The following is a 15,208-nucleotide window of genomic DNA, read 5'->3' on the forward strand; positions in this document are numbered from 1 at the left end:
CGCGCGCCGGGCCGCCGTCAGACCATCATATAGGGGTCCGCCTTCACCGTCAGATCATCGCGTAGGGGTCCGCCTTCATATACTCCCGGCAGACCGTCGTCGCGTAGTGGCCGGGAGGGAGCGTAAACCGGAGCCGGACGCTCGCGTCCAGGACGTCCGTCTCAACCCCGGCAGAGAGCGCGATCGGCCGTGCGACCCCGGCAAACGCCGTCTCCACGAACCGGGAGGCGCGCGCGAAGTCTCCGGCGCCGATGCCGCGGCTCCGCATCAGCTCCTGCATGATCTCGTCCATCCGGCCATGCGGCGTCACCGGTTCGGACCCCGGGATGAATATGGCGATCCCGCACCGGCCGCGCCGGATATGGAGGAGGGCTGCCTGCCGGTTCCGGGCCGTGACGGTATCCTCCCGGCCGTCATGGAAGAGCAACCGGTCGCCGACCTCGGGTTCAAAGAGCGGGATGCCGGCGTCGATGCGGGAGGAGAGCGCGCAGTTGAAGAGATGCGACTGGAACGCGCTCACGAGAAGCGAGAGGAGCTTTGGGGGGAGCACCCGGAGCGCACCGGCGTAGTCGCCGGGGTTCGCGACGAGGTGGTTTGCCATCGCCCGCTCGTAGGTCATCCGGATAGGGAGACCGGCAAGCGCCGCCCCCGCATCCCGGGTCTCGGCAAAGTGCGACCTCGCCCGCTGCGCCTCTTCCGGCTCCCGCGGGTATGCAAGACCGATGTACGCAACCACGGCGCCTTCGTAATCCCCTTTGAGGATCTTCTCGCCGACGATGTGGGTGACCGGCCGGACGACGCCGAACCGCTGCAGCCCATAGTAGTTCGGCACCCCGGCAGACACAACCTCCGTGACCGCCCGCACCCGTCCGGCAAGGTCCCCGGGCACGCAGTCGCGGACGACGATGTCGAACCGGTTCCCCTCAAGGCCCCCGAGGACGAGCGGGTGCTGCGACAGCCCGACGACCTCGAGCGATATATCCTTGAGGTGCACCCGTCCGGCCTCCTCGGGGGAAACGCCGTAGATCGATATGAACTGGGTGGTCACCGCGTTCTTGTCCTTGGTCCCCGCCCAGGCTATCCGCCGATGGCTGATGCCGAGCCGTTTTGCAATCTCTCTCACCGCCCGCTGGAGTTCCCAGTTCGTCTTGGTGAGCCGGCAGATCAGGTACGGCCCGTCGGGATCGCTGATCGGGAGCGGGAGTTCTTCGACGACGAAATCTTCGGGGCTTGAGCGGAGCCGACCGCCGATACCGGGGGTGACGGACGCGTAATAGCGCATCCCGAGCTCCTCTTCGAGGGGATAGGGTGAGGGCATCATAGCAGGGGGAGATCGCCGGTGATCCGGTCGAGGTCTTCGGCGCGTGCAGGCCCGAGACCGAGCGCCGTCACGGTCCCCGGCGGTATCTCGGTCATCCCGGCGTCCTGGATGATGGACGCGGGGATGCCCGCCCGTTCTGCGATCGTCTTGAGTTCAAAGAGCTGCCGCTCGTTTGCGGCCTTCAGCACGACCTTCTTCTGCCCCTCGTCGAGCCAGGCCTTCCTCGCGAGTTTATCGGCCTTCTCGTAGGCCCCTATGGCCGCGTGGGCGGCCTGCGCACACTTCTTGCCGCAGCTCATCCTGACGTCGGCACGCACGATCAGGCACTGCTTCCATTTGAACTCCCGTATCTCAGGCATCTCCTACTACCTGGGGCATGATCCATCAAATACGCAGCTATGGGGGCGGAGGCCAAAAGAGGTCACTGGCGTTCCTCCCGCCTGTCCTCGCGCCGCACCTGCCGGGGCGGCAGAAGAGCGCGTTGCACCGCCCGTGCGGGAGATCTTCTCTCGGCGCACCTGCCGGGGCAAAAGGCGGAGGAGCGCCAGCCCGCCGGAGATCGTGCCGGGGCGCCCGGATATCCGGGCCCGATCCCCGGACAGTATCGGATTTCGTTTGACGACACCGGCCCATTTTCCTGGGAAAGACTTTTATAGGCCCGCTTTTCCGGGAAACTTATTTATAGGCCGCCGCCCATAACACTCCATCGAACGAGGTGATTTTTATGGTAAACCGCGAACAGTTACTTGCCGAATCCCGGCAGGAGATCTATGACAGCATTCCAAAGATTGCGGTCGGCGTCGCCATCGCATTCCTCATATGGCTCTTTGGCGTGCTCATCTTCCTGCCACTTGCAACGATGCTCGGGAACCCGTTCCTCTTCGGCCTGATCGGTCTTGACAGCCTGATCTCAGGGATAATCCTCGTCGCGCTCGTGATCATCGTCCTCGGTATCTTCGGGGAGGTCCTCGACGTCGCCGAGGCGGTCGCGGGGTATGCTGCCGCGGCATATTCACGAGGCGAGACGCCTGACGAGAAGGTGGAGCGTTACCGGCTGGCATTCCGGGGGATCGCGTACGTGCTCCTCGCCGTCGTCGCGTTCCTGTTCTTCCTGCCGTTCATCGCAGGAATCTTCCCGGTCCTTGCAGGCATAGTCCTGGTCATCCTGGTCCTCTGGGCGATCTTCGTCCTCTTCCGGACCGGCAGGCTCTTTTCCGGGGAGATCGAGCGGTGGGCCGCGGAGTTCGCCCGGAAGGTCGAGTCAGAGCGGCAGGATATGGCCTTAAAGGAGCAGCAGGCACAATACCGCGAAGAGTAGACCCATGAGGAAACTATCGGTCTACCTCATTTTTGTGGCGATATGGGTCCTCGGCGCCGTGGCAGTTGCCGTATATCCCGGCCTCATGGCCCCGGCCGCCGGGGCGCTCATGCTCCCCCTCGATGAAACGGTCGCACTCTTCCTCTCCGCGATGGTCGTGCTGACCATGATCTTTCTCGCCCTCATCGGCCTTGAAACGGGCCGGTTCGTGGCGGAGTATCTCGGGTAGGCGGGGCGACCGACCCCGCCGACCGTGCCCATTTCATTTATACCCGCCGGGTCCTATTATTCGAGGGAAAGGGATCGCCGGCCGGCCGGGATCCCATGTATGCGAGGCATGGTAGTCTGACCTGGGATGTTGTTGTTGTGGGCGCAGGCCCCGCCGGGAGTGCCGCCGCGCGGGCGTGCGCGAAGGAGGGGCTTACGACGCTCTGTATCGAGGAGCACGGCACGATCGGCTACCCGGTGCAGTGCGCGGGACTGCTCTCCGCGTCCGCGTTCGCCGAATGCGGCGTTTCAAGGCGTTCGGTCCAGAACGAGGTGAGCGGGGCCCGGATGGTCTCGGACCTCGGGGGGGAACTCCTCTTTGATGCACGGACCACAAAGGCCTACGTCGTGGACCGGTGCCTTCTCGACCGGGAGATGGCGGAGAATGCCGCCGATGCCGGAGCAGAGTTCCGCTTAAAGATCAGCGCCTCGGGCATCAGGGGGTCCACCCTCCTGACCCGGGGAGTCCGCGGGCGCGAGGAGATCCCCTTCCGCCTTCTCATCGCCGCCGACGGGCCACGGAGTTCCGTCGCCCGGATGCTCGGCCTCCGGCGCCCGGCGACCTACCTCGCCGGGGTGCAGGCGGACGTGCCATGTGCGGTGGACCCGCGCTACGTCGAGCTGCACCCCAACGCCTCGCCCGACTTTTTCGGGTGGGTGATCCCGGTCTCGGCGACCCGGGCACGCATCGGGCTCTGCGCGAGAGAGGGGGCAAAGGACCACTTCGAGCGGTTCATCGCCCGCTACGGGGGGAACTCGCTCCACCTCGCGAGCGGCGTCATCCCGCTCGGGGTTATGCCGCAGACCTACGGCCGCCGTGCGCTCGTTGTCGGCGACGCGGCCGGGTTTGCCAAACCCACGTCGGGAGGCGGCGTCTACACCGGCGTCCGGTCGGCAAAGCACGCGGCCGCGGTCGCGGCGGCCTGCGTGGCGCGCGGAACGTTCGATGACGAGAGCCTCCGGGACTACGAGCGGCGCTGGAAGGAAGACTTCGGGAGAGAACTCGATATCGGCATGAAAGCGCTTCGTATGCGGCAGAAGATGACGCCGCAGGAGATCGACCGTCTCTGCCGGGCCTTAAACGACCCGGACATCATCGAGACGATCGTGGAGCACGGCGATATGGACCGGCCGGGCACCCTGATCCGTAAACTCGCCCTGAAACCCCGATTGGCCAGGGTGATGGGCATACTTTTCGCATCAGGAGTACGTCAGATTCTTACGGGTCAAGAGAACCCTCACTCTGGGTAATACATTTATACCAATACGTATTACAACTCATCAGGGTGTGTCATGCATATACCTGATGCGTTTATACCGATGGGACAGGCCCTGATCTACTGGATCATCGCCCTCATCTTCATCGCTCTCGCCCTGCGGTGGGCGCGGCGGTCAATGGTGGAAGAGAAGGTGCCGCTGGTCGCCGTGCTTGCGGCAGGAATCTTTGCCATCCAGGCGCTGAACATCCCCATCCCCTGGGGAACAAGCGGCCACATGGTCGGGGCGGCGCTCGCGGCGATCGTCCTCGGCTCGCCGTACGCGGGAATCTTCGTCCTGACGCTGGTGCTCCTCGTGCAGGGCGTCATATTCGGCGACGGCGGGATCACCGTCATGGGCGCGAACATCATCAACATGGGCGTCGTCGGCGGGTTTGTCGGCTACTACGGCTACACCGCCGTCATGGGCGTCGCGAAGAACTCGTATGCCGCCGCGTTCATCGCCGGGTGGGCGTCGCTCTTCATATCCGCGATCCTCTGTGCGGTCGAACTCGCGATCGCCGGCACGTTCCCGCTGGATCTCGGCCTCACCTTCATGGGGGGGTACCATGCCGTCATCGGCCTCATCGAAGGCGGGATCACCGCGGTTGCCCTCTACCTGATCGCGTCGGCGCGGCCCGACATCCTTGAGCGTCCAGCGGGGGTGACCGCATAATGGAGAAGAACCAGTTTATCATGATCGGTATCGCGGTCGCCCTCGTGATCGCCGTTGCCGCACCGTTCCTTGCGTCCGGAAATCCCGACGGTCTCGAGAGCGCGTTCTTCAGCATCCACGGTGCAAAAGACTTCCAGGGTGACGAACTCGACGAAGACGCCGCGAGCGCCGCGGAGGAGAAGGTAGTCGCCATTACCGGGAACGACTTCGCGTTTGAGGCGCCCCTGCCCGACTACAGCATCGCCGGTATGGATAAGCCCGGCGAGGTGCTTGCCATCGTCGTCGGCACGCTCCTCATGCTGGTCCTGGTCTACGGCGTTGCCCGGGTGACTGCACGGCCCGATAATTAGATACCCGACAAACTCCCACTTTTTGCTATCATGCACCTGGTCGAGACCCGGAATCTCACCCATATCTACCGCGGCAACCTTCCCGCCCTCGACGGCGTGAACTTCATCGCAGAGAGGAAATCCCGCATCGCCGTCATCGGGCCGAACGGGGCCGGTAAAAGCACGCTTTTTAAGCACTTCAACGGCATCCTCCATCCCACGTCCGGCGAGGTCCTGGTCCGGGGCGAGCCGATCACGAAGGAGAACGTCCGCGAGGTGCGCAAGCTCGTGGGGATCGTCTTCCAGAACCCCGACGACCAGATCTTCTCCCCCACCGTGGAGCAGGACGTCGCGTTCGGCCCGACCAACCTCGGGCTCGACGAGGCGACGGTCGCCCACCGTGTCGGGGAGGCGCTCGCCCTCCTCGGGATCGAGGACCTGCGCGAGCGCGTGCCGCACCACCTCTCGGGCGGCGAGAAGAAACGGGTCGCCATCGCGGGCATCCTCGCAATGGAGCCGCAGGTGCTGGTGCTCGACGAGCCGACCGCCGGGCTCGACCCCCAGGGCGTCGCCGACCTTGTTGCGTTCGTCAACCGGCTGCCCGAGGAATACGGCATGACGGTGATCTTCTCGACCCACCAGGTCGACCTCGTCGCGGAGGTGGCGGACTATATCTACGTGATGGACCATGGCAGGATTGCGGCCACCGGGACAGTCGAGGAGATCTTCACCCGGCCGGAGCTGCTCGCGAGGACCAGGCTCGACGTACCGGTCATACCGAAACTGATCCGGTCGCTGCAGGAGAACGGTGTCGCCATCGATATGGCCTACACCTACGACGGCGCGAAGAAGTCGTTCCTCGATGCCTACGCGAGAAGAGCATGATCGACGACCTCTACTCCATCGAGAAGTCGGCCTACCGCGACAGCGTCATCCACCGGCTGGATGCAAGGGTCAAGCTCCTTGTCGCCCTCGCCGGGATCGTCGCGATCGTGGCGATGCCGTACTCGACGAAGATCTACGAACTTGGCGCCGTGCTCTTTGCCTTCTTCCTCGTCCTCTGGGCCTGTTCGCGTCTCTCACCGGCGGTCTACCTCCGGCGGCTCGCGCTCATCCTGCCGTTTGGCATCTTCCTCATCGGGTTCCAGGTCTTCGTGAAGAACCCCTACTACGAGGTCTTCCACCCGGTTACCACCCTGCCGTTCGGGATCGAGATCTACGCGGAGTCGGTGGAGTTCGCCTCGATCCTCCTGGTGAAGTTCATCGTCAGCATATCGTTCATCATCCTGCTCTCGTCGACGACGAAGATGCAGGATCTCCTGGAGGCGTCGGGGAGGCTCGGCCTGCCGCGGGAGTTCACCCTCCCGCTCGGCATGATGATCCGCTACATCTTCGTCTTTGCCGATATGTTCAGCAAGATCCGGTCCGCGATGGCGACCCGGTGCTTTGATCCCCTCGACCGTACCCTCCCCTACCGCTACCGGCTCTGCCAGCTCGGCTACACGGTCGGCATGATCTTCATCCGGTCCTACGAGCAGGGCGAGCGCACCTACACGAGCATGCTCTGCCGGGGCTACGGGGCGAACGCCTGCCTGCACATCGGGAAAAAACCCCTCAGCGCCGGAGAGGTCTCCTTCTTTGCCGGTGCGCTCACCCTCATCGCGCTTTCTGCGGTCCTGATCTACCTGCACCCGTAATACGTGCGATCTCGTTTCGGAACACTGCTGCCGGGAAGGGAGATCCCGGCAACACCTGCTGCACCGATTCCGGATCATCGGACGTTGGTCGATCCCCGTCCCCCACTCCCGGTGGGGGGCACCCGCATAAATCGCTCTCCGGCATCCTCCACCCCGCCCGCGTCGGGCGTGCGCTCCTCCCTGCCCTCCCCTATCTCCAACTCCCAGAATTCCGTATTTCTCATCGACCTCACCCCACCCGCGCCTTCGGCGCTCCTCCCCCGCCCCTGGGGGCGGGGGCAGTGCGTGGCGATACCAGGTGGAAAGCCGTGGTCCGGGAAGCGGCGTTGACGGCGGTTTCCCGGGGAACAGGGGAGAGCAAGCCCGGGCCTGGTTCTTCCCCGGCCCTATCCCCGGACACTGGGCCGTGGTGGATATCGCCATGGGGGGAAGGGGCGGTGGACAGCCGTATTCGGGAGCGGCGTTGACGGCGGTTCCCCGGAGGGAGGCCGGGGAAGGGATAGCCCGGAGCCGGTTCTTTCCCGAGCCGGCGCAACAGCCGGGGTAGGGGGTTCTGGCCGGAAAGTTACCCGTCGCCCCGGAACAGCCTCTGCTTCTGGTCGGCCACTTCCTCATCGGTGAGGATACCTTCATCCCGCAGCCGGGCAAGCCGTTCGAGGAGATCGACGACCTCCTCCGGCGACCGGGGGCGATCGGCGTCCCCGCCGCTCCTCTGGATCTCGGCGAGGAAGGCCGAGGAGAGGACGCCGGCCGGGAGGGCGAAGATCCCGATGCCGAGGAGCGCGATAATCCCGCCGAGTGCCTTGCCAAGGGGGGTAACCGGGAAGACGTCCCCGTAGCCCACGGTTGAGAGTGTGGCGACGGCCCACCACATGGCGATGGGAATGTTTGCGAAGTCGTCAGGCTGCACCTCATGCTCGGCAAAGAACATCAGGCTCGACGTGATGACGATCAGGAGCACGAGGATGAATACGAGGACCCCGATGACGTGCATCTGCGCCTTCAGAACCCGGCCGAGCATCTTCACGGCGTATGAGTATCTGCCGATCTTCAGGACCCGGAAGACCCGGAGCAACCGGAGCGCCCTCATCGACCGCATGTCGAGCGGGATGAACATCGGCAGGAAGAACGGCAGTATCGCCAGGAGGTCGATGATCGCAAGAGGTGTCGCGGCATACCTGAGCCGGCCGAGAACGGGATGCGCGTAGTGCGGGTTTACGGTGCAGGTCCAGAGGCGGAGGAGGTATTCGACGGTGAAGACTGCGACGGAGAAGAGATCGAATGCCCAAAAGAGGGTTGCGTAAGGGACAAACAACCCCTCGACCGATTCGAGGATCACGACGATGACGTTTGCCACGATCAGCGCCATAATGCAGGCGTCGACAATTCGGCCCGCCCCGGGCTTTTCCGGGTCCGCCTCGATGAGATGATAGATCTTTTCCTTGATCCGGCGGTGCATGATACCATCTGAATGCAAAATGCTCTCTAAAAATGGGCAGCAATGCTATTAAAATTCAGGGGACGGCGGGTGGAGCGGGGGAACGGGTCCGCACTCCTTCGGGATGCCTGCCGCCGGCGGATGGGCGCGTAAAAACGGATCGTTCATATCGCCCGGCGGTGCATAGGGTAGGTATGCCCGCACAGAGCCAGTTCGGCAGAGGGTTTGTCGTCAACCTGACGCTGCTCTCACGGCACTTCGGCCTGCCCCCCGAGAAAGCCTTCTTTGGCGTTGCGGATCACCTCAACGACCTCATCGTCCCGGAGCAGTTCCGGGGAACCGAGATCGAGGAACTGGTTGAACGCCTCCGCAAGATGGTGATCTGGCACCAGCCGGGCGTCCTGGACAAGGAGGACGCGGCAGAGATCAAGCGGCTCCTCAACCGGATCGCGATCGCGGTCGATACGCGTCTCGGCATAGCCGGCCCCGATGCAGGGAAGTACGACTGACGGGAGCGCCCACCCTCTTCTGCAGGGGCGGCATGCCCCGTCCCGGAACCGGCCGGGAGGGATCCCCCGTCCTCACCGGTCCGGTTCGCCCGGAGACTGCACCGTCTCCGGATCGGCCGAAATGAAGAGATTCTCCAAAGCCATACACTATAAGTGGTTATACAACCAATATATACTGTGAGTTTTGCTGCGATTCAGGACGCCGCTCGTTCAGCGGAGGTCATAAATGACTGATACCTACGATGCTTCCCACATCACGGTACTTGAGGGCTTACGGCCCGTGCGGGAACGCCCCGCCATGTACATCGGCAGCACGGAGGCCCGGGGATTACACCACCTGGTCTACGAGGTTGTGGACAACGCCGTAGACGAGGCTCTTGCCGGGTTCTGCGACCTGATACAGGTCGTCATCAACCGTGACGGCTCGGTCACGGTCGAAGATAACGGGCGTGGTATCCCCGTCGATATGATGCCCCAGTACGGCAAGAGCGCACTTGAGATCGTCCTCACCGTTCTTCACGCCGGCGGAAAATTCGACAAAAACACCTACCAGGTCTCCGGCGGCCTGCACGGCGTCGGCGTCTCGGTCGTCAACGCCCTTGCAAGCTGGCTCGACGCGACGGTCTTTCGGGACGGCAACGTCTATACGATGCAGTTCCGGCAGGGCCAGGTAGCAAAGCCGCTCACGAGCCGCCCGGAGACCGAGCACGAGATGAAGGCCCGGTACGAGGAGCGGTACGGCACCCGGCCGGGGCAGCCGCTCGACCCCGGGCGCCTCCAGGGAACCCGGATAACGTTCCAGCCCGACCGGTCGATCTTTGAGACCGTCGAGTTCGACTACGACGTGCTGGACCACCGGCTCCGCGAACTCGCATACCTCAACAGCGGCCTTACGATCGCCCTCCGGGACGACCGCACCGGCGATGCGGTCACCTACTGCTTTGAGGGCGGCATCAGGGAGTTTGTCGCCCATATCGGCGAAGGGAAGGAGAGACTGCACGACGACGTGATCTACTTCCAGAAGCGCGACGCCGAGAGCATGGTCGAGGTCGAGGTGGCCCTGCAGTACAACGACTCATACGCAGAGACGGTCTACACCTACGTCAACAGCGTGAACACCCGGGAGGGCGGCACCCACCTTGAGGGGTTCCGGAGCGCCATCACGCGGGCGATCAACAACGCCGCCCGGAGAAACAACCTCTTAAAGAGCAACGACGCCCAGGTCCGGGGAGAAGATGTCAGGGAGGGGCTCGCGTCCGTCATCAGCACCCGGGTCGCCGAACCGCAGTTTGAAGGGCAGACGAAGATGCGCCTTGGGAACAGCAACGTCCGGGGGATCGTGGACTCACTCGTCTACTCGTCGCTCACCGAGTACTTCGAGGAGCACCCAAAGACCCTCCAGGTGATCGTGGATAAGGCGATGACGGCTGCCCGGGCGCGGGAGGCCGCCCGGAACGCACGCGAGCTCGCCCGGCGGAAAAGCACGCTCGAGACGACCGGGCTCCCCGGAAAACTCGCCGATTGCCAGGAACGGGACCCGGCAAAGAGCGAACTCTATATCGTGGAAGGGGACTCGGCAGGCGGGTCCGCAAAACAGGGGCGGGACCGGAAGTTCCAGGCGATCCTCCCCCTCCGGGGGAAGATCTTAAACGTCGAGAAGGCCTCGGAGCACAGGATCCTGAAGAACGCCGAGATCCAGGCGCTGATCTCCGCCATCGGGACCGGGGTCGGCGACAGTTTCGACGCGGAACGGGCCCGGTACCACCGGGTCATCCTGATGACCGATGCCGATGTCGACGGTGCACACATCCGGACGCTCCTCCTCACGTTCTTCTACCGCTACATGACGGAACTCGTCGAAAACGGCTACATCTACATCGCCCAGCCGCCCCTCTACCGGGTGGCGAGGGGCAAACAGGAGCGCTACGCCTACCGCGAGGAGGAGATGCGGACCATCACCGCCGAGATGGGCGAGAAGGGTGCCACGATCCAGCGCTACAAGGGTCTTGGTGAGATGAACGCCGGGCAGCTCTGGAGCACCACAATGGACCCGGAAAACCGGGTGCTCAAGCAGGTGCGGATCGAGGACGCCGCCTACGCAAACGACATATTCGAGAAACTGATGGGAGAGAACGTTGATGCCCGGAGAGACTTCATCCGCCGGCATGCAAAGGAGGTGAACAACCTTGATATCTGATCGGGTCGGGGTCGTCCCGGTCAACATCGAGGAGGAGATGAAGTCATGCTACATCGACTACGCGATGAGCGTGATCATCGGCCGCGCCATCCCCGACGCAAGAGACGGGTTAAAACCGGTCCATCGCCGCACCCTGTATGCCATGTGGGAGATGGGCAACACGAGCGACAAGCCCTACAAGAAGAGCGCCCGTGTTGTCGGAGACGTGATGGGTAAGTACCACCCTCACGGCGATTCGGCCATCTACGATACGCTGGTGAAGATGGCGCAGCCCTTCTCCTACCGCTATACCCTGGTGGACGGCCAGGGGAACTTCGGGTCGATCGACGGGGATTCCGCTGCCGCCATGCGGTACACGGAGGCCCGGCTCACGAAGGTTTCAGAGGAGCTCCTGACGGATATCGACAAGGAGACCGTCGACTTCGTCCCGAACTTCGACGAGTCGCTCAAGGAGCCCGACGTCCTCCCGGCACGGGTTCCTAACCTCCTCGTGAACGGGTCGAGCGGGATTGCGGTCGGCATGGCGACGAACATGCCGCCCCACAACCTCCGCGAGGTCTGCGAGGCGACATGCCGCGTCATCGATGATGCGGGTGTATCCACCGAAGAGTTGATGCGGATCATGCCCGGCCCGGACTTCCCGACGGGCGGGATCATCATGGGCACCGAAGGGGTCCGGGATGCCTACCTCACCGGGCGCGGGAAGTGCGTGGTCAGGGGGATCGCGGAGATCGAGGAGGAAGGCCGGACACCGCAGATCATCATCACCGAGATCCCCTTCCAGGTGAACAAGGCGCGCCTGATCGAGCATATCGCCTCCCTCGTCCGCGACAAAAGGGTCGAGGGGATCAGCGATATCCGCGACGAGTCGGACCGGGACGGCATGCGGGTCGTGATCGACCTCAAGAAGGGCGTCGCGCCCCAGGTGGTGTTGAACTACCTCTACAAGCACACGGCGCTCGAGTCCTCCTTCGGCATCATCAACCTCGCGATCGTCGACCGCCAGCCCCGCACCCTGAACCTCAAGGAGCTCATCCACGAGTTCCTGAAGCACCGGGTGGACGTGGTCCGGCGGAGGAGCGAGTTCGATCTCAGGAAGACCGAAGAGCGGATGCACATCCTCCGCGGCCTCCTCATCGCGCTCGATAACATCGACGCCGTCGTCGCCACCATCCGGGCGTCCGGGACGACGGAGGAGGCACAGACGGCGCTGGTGGCGAAGTTTGCGCTGGACGAGGTGCAGGCGGACGCGATCTTGAAGATGCAGCTCCGGAGGCTTGCGGCGCTCGAACAGCAGAAGATCCTCGACGAGCGCGACGCTCTTGCAAAGGAGATCGAGCGGCTCACCGCGATCCTCGCAAGCGAGGCGAGCATCCTTGCCGAGATCAAGAAGGAGCTCGCCGATATCAGCGCCCGGTACGGCGATGAGCGGAGGACCCGGATCGGGTATGCCGCCGAGGCGTTCGAGAAGGAGGACCTCATCGAGGATAAACCGATGCTGGTCTCGCTCACCTCCTCTAACTACATAAAGAGGATCGACCTTGACACCTACCGGAACCAGCGGCGCGGGGGGCGCGGGGTCATCGGCATGGCGACCAAAGACGACGACGGCGTCGAGAACGTCTTCGTCGCAAACATGCACGACTGCCTCCTCTGCTTCACCGACAAGGGAAGGGTCTACTGGCTGAAGGTCTACGACCTCCCCGAGGGGCAGCGGACCGGCAAGGGCAAGGCCCTCGTCAACCTCCTAAACCTCGACGGCGAGGAGCGCGTGACCGCGGTGATCCCGGTCAGGGAGTTTGATTCCGACCACTTCCTCTTCTTTGCGACGAGAGGCGGGACGGTTGCGAAGATGGCGCTCGATGAGTTCTCGCGGCCCCGGCAGACCGGGATCAACGCCATCAACCTCCGCGACGACGACGAGCTGGTGGACGTGAAGGCAACCGACGGGGACCGGGAGCTGATCCTGACGACGAGGTTCGGGCAGAGCCTCCGGTTCCACGAGGAGGCCGTCCGCCCGGTTCGCCGGAACGCGATGGGCGTGCGGGGGATCCGGCTCCGCCACGGCGACGCCCTGCAGGCGATATCCGTGGTCGAGAACGACCATCTCCTCACCATCACGGAGCAGGGGTTCGGGAAGCGGACGGAGTTTGATGAGTTCCGCGGCCACGGCAGGGGCACGATGGGCGTCCGGAACATCGTCGCCGACGCCCGGGGAGGATTGGTCATCGGGTCGATGGCGGTCTCCGACGACGACGAGATCATCGTGATGAGCGCGTCCGGCATCGTGATCCGGACGAAGGTCTCGGAGATCTCGATCCAGAAGCGGGGCACCCGCGGTGTCCGCGTCATGAAGCTCGACGAGGGCGACCGCGTTATCGGGTTTACGATCCTCGATTCGGGGGAGGACGGGGAAGAGGAGTGAGAACTCCTCTTTCCTGCGCAAAGCCCGCGCCCTTCCCTCAAGTGCAACGATTCTCAATGGCCGGTACCCCCTGCAGGCGGCAACGTCCCGGGCGCCCCTGCCGGCAAGATCATCGCGCTGTTTGCGACGCCTGCGGCCTTCTTCGGGCTGGCGTGGGCCAGGTTCATGCAAAAGGAGATCGGGTGACCAGGGTCCTCTCATGGCCGGGAAGCCGGGCATGGCGCTCATGATGTTGCCGGACTGACGGCGGTCTCGCATTTCAGGTCCTGAGGGCTCCTGACACCCTCCCGGGGACCGCCAGGGCCGCCACCTTCCGCCGGATCGTTCGCAAAGTCGGAGAAGAGACCCGGCAGATCGGGTGCCTCTCAAATGCCCGCCGCGGGAGGAGAGAGCCGCGCGGCCTGCTACCGGCCCATGCATCGAGGGTCCACCGCCTTCATCCGCGGGTGTGAGGGCGGATTGCCAGCCGCTCGCGTTGATGCGAAGACCACAAAGGTGAGCGTAGCAATCAAACGGTCTTCGCGTGAATCGTCGTTTGCGTGTAGTGCCCCGGATGCCGTGGAGCACTCCGGGCTGAGGGGGCGATGCCCGGGAAGGCACCGTCCTCATGCTCCGGTCCTCTGAGATACCCCGTCCCGTGAACCCCTCAGGCGCCGGAGGGGTCAGAACGTCGGTTTCCTGAAAGCCATGCCGAGCGCCGCGGGCCTGATGCCTCAAGTTCCTTGAAGAAATAATCTGCAAAACCGGGGTCGGAGTCGTAGATCGCCTGCTGCATGGTGCGCATCAGCCACCCGCGGACCTCCTGACCGGCATCAAGCGTATTCATCACGACGACGACTGCCTCGTCCACATCCTTCCTGTCATTCCAGCGATAAACCATACCTACTGTCTCCGGGGAGGAAATACCCGCCTCACCTATAAAGCGTTTGCGGGCATCCTGCCCCGGGCAGCCTCTGCGTATGCAGAACCGTCCCCGAGAGGCCGGCTGCAGGCACGGCGGGGTTCCCGGAGGGGCAGAGGAGTGCAGAGGTAGCCCGGATCCTGTTCTTCCCGGCCCTGTCCCCGGACACTGGACCGTGGTGGCTCTTTGCCCACGGGAGGGGAGAACCTCCCCCGCGGGTGGGTGCCCGCGTTCCTCGCCGGCAGCCACCACCCTCCCGAGCCTCCGGCGTTCCTCCCCGCCCCTTCCCGGGGCAGGGCAGTGCGGCGATACTCGATGGAAAGCCATGTCCGGGAGGGAGCAGCGCTGATGCCGGCGTTTCCCCAGGAGCGGGAAGTTTATACGTGCGCGAAGGACAACCACGGAATGTCAACGAGGTGATCACACGATGTTCCGTACAACGATCGAGGTAGAGACGCACGGGGAGGGGGAGATCGTCGACCTCACGCCCCGGGTACAGCAGGCGGTCGGCGAGAGCGGCGTGCGGGAGGGGCTTGCAACCGTCTTCGTCGCAGGCTCGACCGCCGCCGTCACCACCATCGAGTACGAGCCCGGCGTGCTCTCGGACCTTTCCCGGGCGCTCTCGGTCATCGCCCCGGCCGGCATCCCCTACGCGCACGACGCGGCATGGGGGGACGGCAACGGCCGGTCCCACGTCAGGGCGGCGATCGTCGGGTCGTCGCTCTCCGTCCCGGTCATCGGGGGCAGGCTCGCGTGCGGCACCTGGCAGCAGATCGTCCTCCTCGAACTGGACGTGCGCTCGAGCCGTCACCGGACGGTCTACGTCACCGTCCTCGGATGAACGCCGCAAAAAGGAGAGAGTTACGGCCCCGGG

15 protein-coding genes are annotated in these 15,208 nt (G+C 64.1%); 11 read left to right on the forward strand and 4 right to left on the reverse strand.

The genetic code is table 11. From position 1 onward, the window contains the following. Window positions 1–49: 49 nt before the first annotated feature. Entirely contained in the window at window positions 50–1,321 is a 1,272-nt protein-coding gene (gene truD / locus QZ408_RS11615) for a tRNA pseudouridine(13) synthase TruD (RefSeq protein ID WP_292491708.1), read from the reverse strand. Then, a complete protein-coding gene (gene pth2 / locus QZ408_RS11620; protein ID WP_292491709.1) occupies window positions 1,318–1,680 on the reverse strand; it encodes a peptidyl-tRNA hydrolase Pth2 in 363 nt (120 codons plus the stop codon). Before pth2 ends, truD begins: the two co-directional genes overlap by 4 nt. A gap of 365 nt (window positions 1,681–2,045) precedes the next feature. Here pth2 and QZ408_RS11625 point away from each other — a divergent pair, with 365 nt between their 5' ends. From QZ408_RS11625 to cbiQ, 7 genes are all read left to right on the forward strand, one after another. Further along, window positions 2,046–2,639 carry a hypothetical protein gene (locus QZ408_RS11625; protein ID WP_292491710.1) on the forward strand — a complete coding sequence of 198 codons (594 nt, stop codon included), beginning with the start codon at window positions 2,046–2,048 and terminating at the stop codon, window positions 2,637–2,639. A 4-nt stretch (window positions 2,640–2,643) separates the two neighbouring features. Continuing rightward, a complete protein-coding gene (locus QZ408_RS11630) occupies window positions 2,644–2,868 on the forward strand; it encodes a hypothetical protein (RefSeq protein WP_292491711.1) in 225 nt (74 codons plus the stop codon). A 95-nt stretch (window positions 2,869–2,963) separates the two neighbouring features. After that, window positions 2,964–4,157 (forward strand): NAD(P)/FAD-dependent oxidoreductase, encoded by a 1,194-nt coding sequence (locus QZ408_RS11635; RefSeq protein ID WP_292491712.1) that lies wholly within the window; start codon window positions 2,964–2,966, stop codon window positions 4,155–4,157. 42 nt (window positions 4,158–4,199) lie between these two features. Next, a complete protein-coding gene (gene cbiM, locus QZ408_RS11640; RefSeq protein ID WP_292491714.1) occupies window positions 4,200–4,838 on the forward strand; it encodes a cobalt transporter CbiM in 639 nt (212 codons plus the stop codon). Further along, the gene (locus tag QZ408_RS11645; RefSeq protein WP_292491715.1) at window positions 4,838–5,188 is read left to right on the forward strand and encodes a PDGLE domain-containing protein; all 351 of its coding nucleotides are present in this window, start codon (window positions 4,838–4,840) and stop codon (window positions 5,186–5,188) included. Before cbiM ends, QZ408_RS11645 begins: the two co-directional genes overlap by 1 nt. 30 nt (window positions 5,189–5,218) lie before the next feature. Beyond that, a complete protein-coding gene (locus QZ408_RS11650; RefSeq protein ID WP_292491716.1) occupies window positions 5,219–6,052 on the forward strand; it encodes an ATP-binding cassette domain-containing protein in 834 nt (277 codons plus the stop codon). Further along, window positions 6,049–6,864: a cobalt ECF transporter T component CbiQ gene (cbiQ, locus tag QZ408_RS11655; protein WP_292491718.1), complete on the forward strand. Its 816-nt coding sequence runs from the start codon at window positions 6,049–6,051 to the stop codon at window positions 6,862–6,864. Before QZ408_RS11650 ends, cbiQ begins: the two co-directional genes overlap by 4 nt. Before the next feature lie 565 nt (window positions 6,865–7,429). On the opposite strand, the gene QZ408_RS11660 is transcribed toward cbiQ, so the two are convergent. Continuing rightward, the gene (locus QZ408_RS11660; RefSeq protein WP_292491719.1) at window positions 7,430–8,341 is read right to left on the reverse strand and encodes an ion transporter; all 912 of its coding nucleotides are present in this window, start codon (window positions 8,339–8,341) and stop codon (window positions 7,430–7,432) included. A 155-nt stretch (window positions 8,342–8,496) separates the two neighbouring features. Between QZ408_RS11660 and QZ408_RS11665 the strand changes: the two genes are divergently transcribed. From QZ408_RS11665 to gyrA, 3 genes are all read left to right on the forward strand, one after another. Then, window positions 8,497–8,811, forward strand: a complete 315-nt coding sequence (locus QZ408_RS11665) for a hypothetical protein (RefSeq protein ID WP_292491721.1) — start codon at window positions 8,497–8,499, stop codon at window positions 8,809–8,811. A gap of 226 nt (window positions 8,812–9,037) precedes the next feature. Next, a complete protein-coding gene (gene gyrB / locus QZ408_RS11670; protein ID WP_292491722.1) occupies window positions 9,038–11,008 on the forward strand; it encodes a DNA topoisomerase (ATP-hydrolyzing) subunit B in 1,971 nt (656 codons plus the stop codon). Continuing rightward, entirely contained in the window at window positions 10,998–13,433 is a 2,436-nt protein-coding gene (gene gyrA, locus QZ408_RS11675) for a DNA gyrase subunit A (protein WP_292491723.1), read from the forward strand. The genes gyrB and gyrA overlap by 11 nt, the downstream gene beginning before the upstream one ends. 646 nt (window positions 13,434–14,079) lie before the next feature. Here the strand turns inward: gyrA and QZ408_RS11680 are convergent. Continuing rightward, the gene (locus QZ408_RS11680) at window positions 14,080–14,313 is read right to left on the reverse strand and encodes a hypothetical protein (protein ID WP_292491724.1); all 234 of its coding nucleotides are present in this window, start codon (window positions 14,311–14,313) and stop codon (window positions 14,080–14,082) included. Window positions 14,314–14,761: 448 nt separating this feature from the next. Here QZ408_RS11680 and QZ408_RS11685 point away from each other — a divergent pair, with 448 nt between their 5' ends. Next, window positions 14,762–15,175 carry a secondary thiamine-phosphate synthase enzyme YjbQ gene (locus QZ408_RS11685; RefSeq protein ID WP_292491725.1) on the forward strand — a complete coding sequence of 138 codons (414 nt, stop codon included), beginning with the start codon at window positions 14,762–14,764 and terminating at the stop codon, window positions 15,173–15,175. Window positions 15,176–15,208 lie beyond the last annotated feature (33 nt).

This window comes from Methanoculleus sp. 10 (assembly GCF_913757945.1).
In the GTDB taxonomy this organism is placed as follows: domain Archaea; phylum Halobacteriota; class Methanomicrobia; order Methanomicrobiales; family Methanoculleaceae; genus Methanoculleus.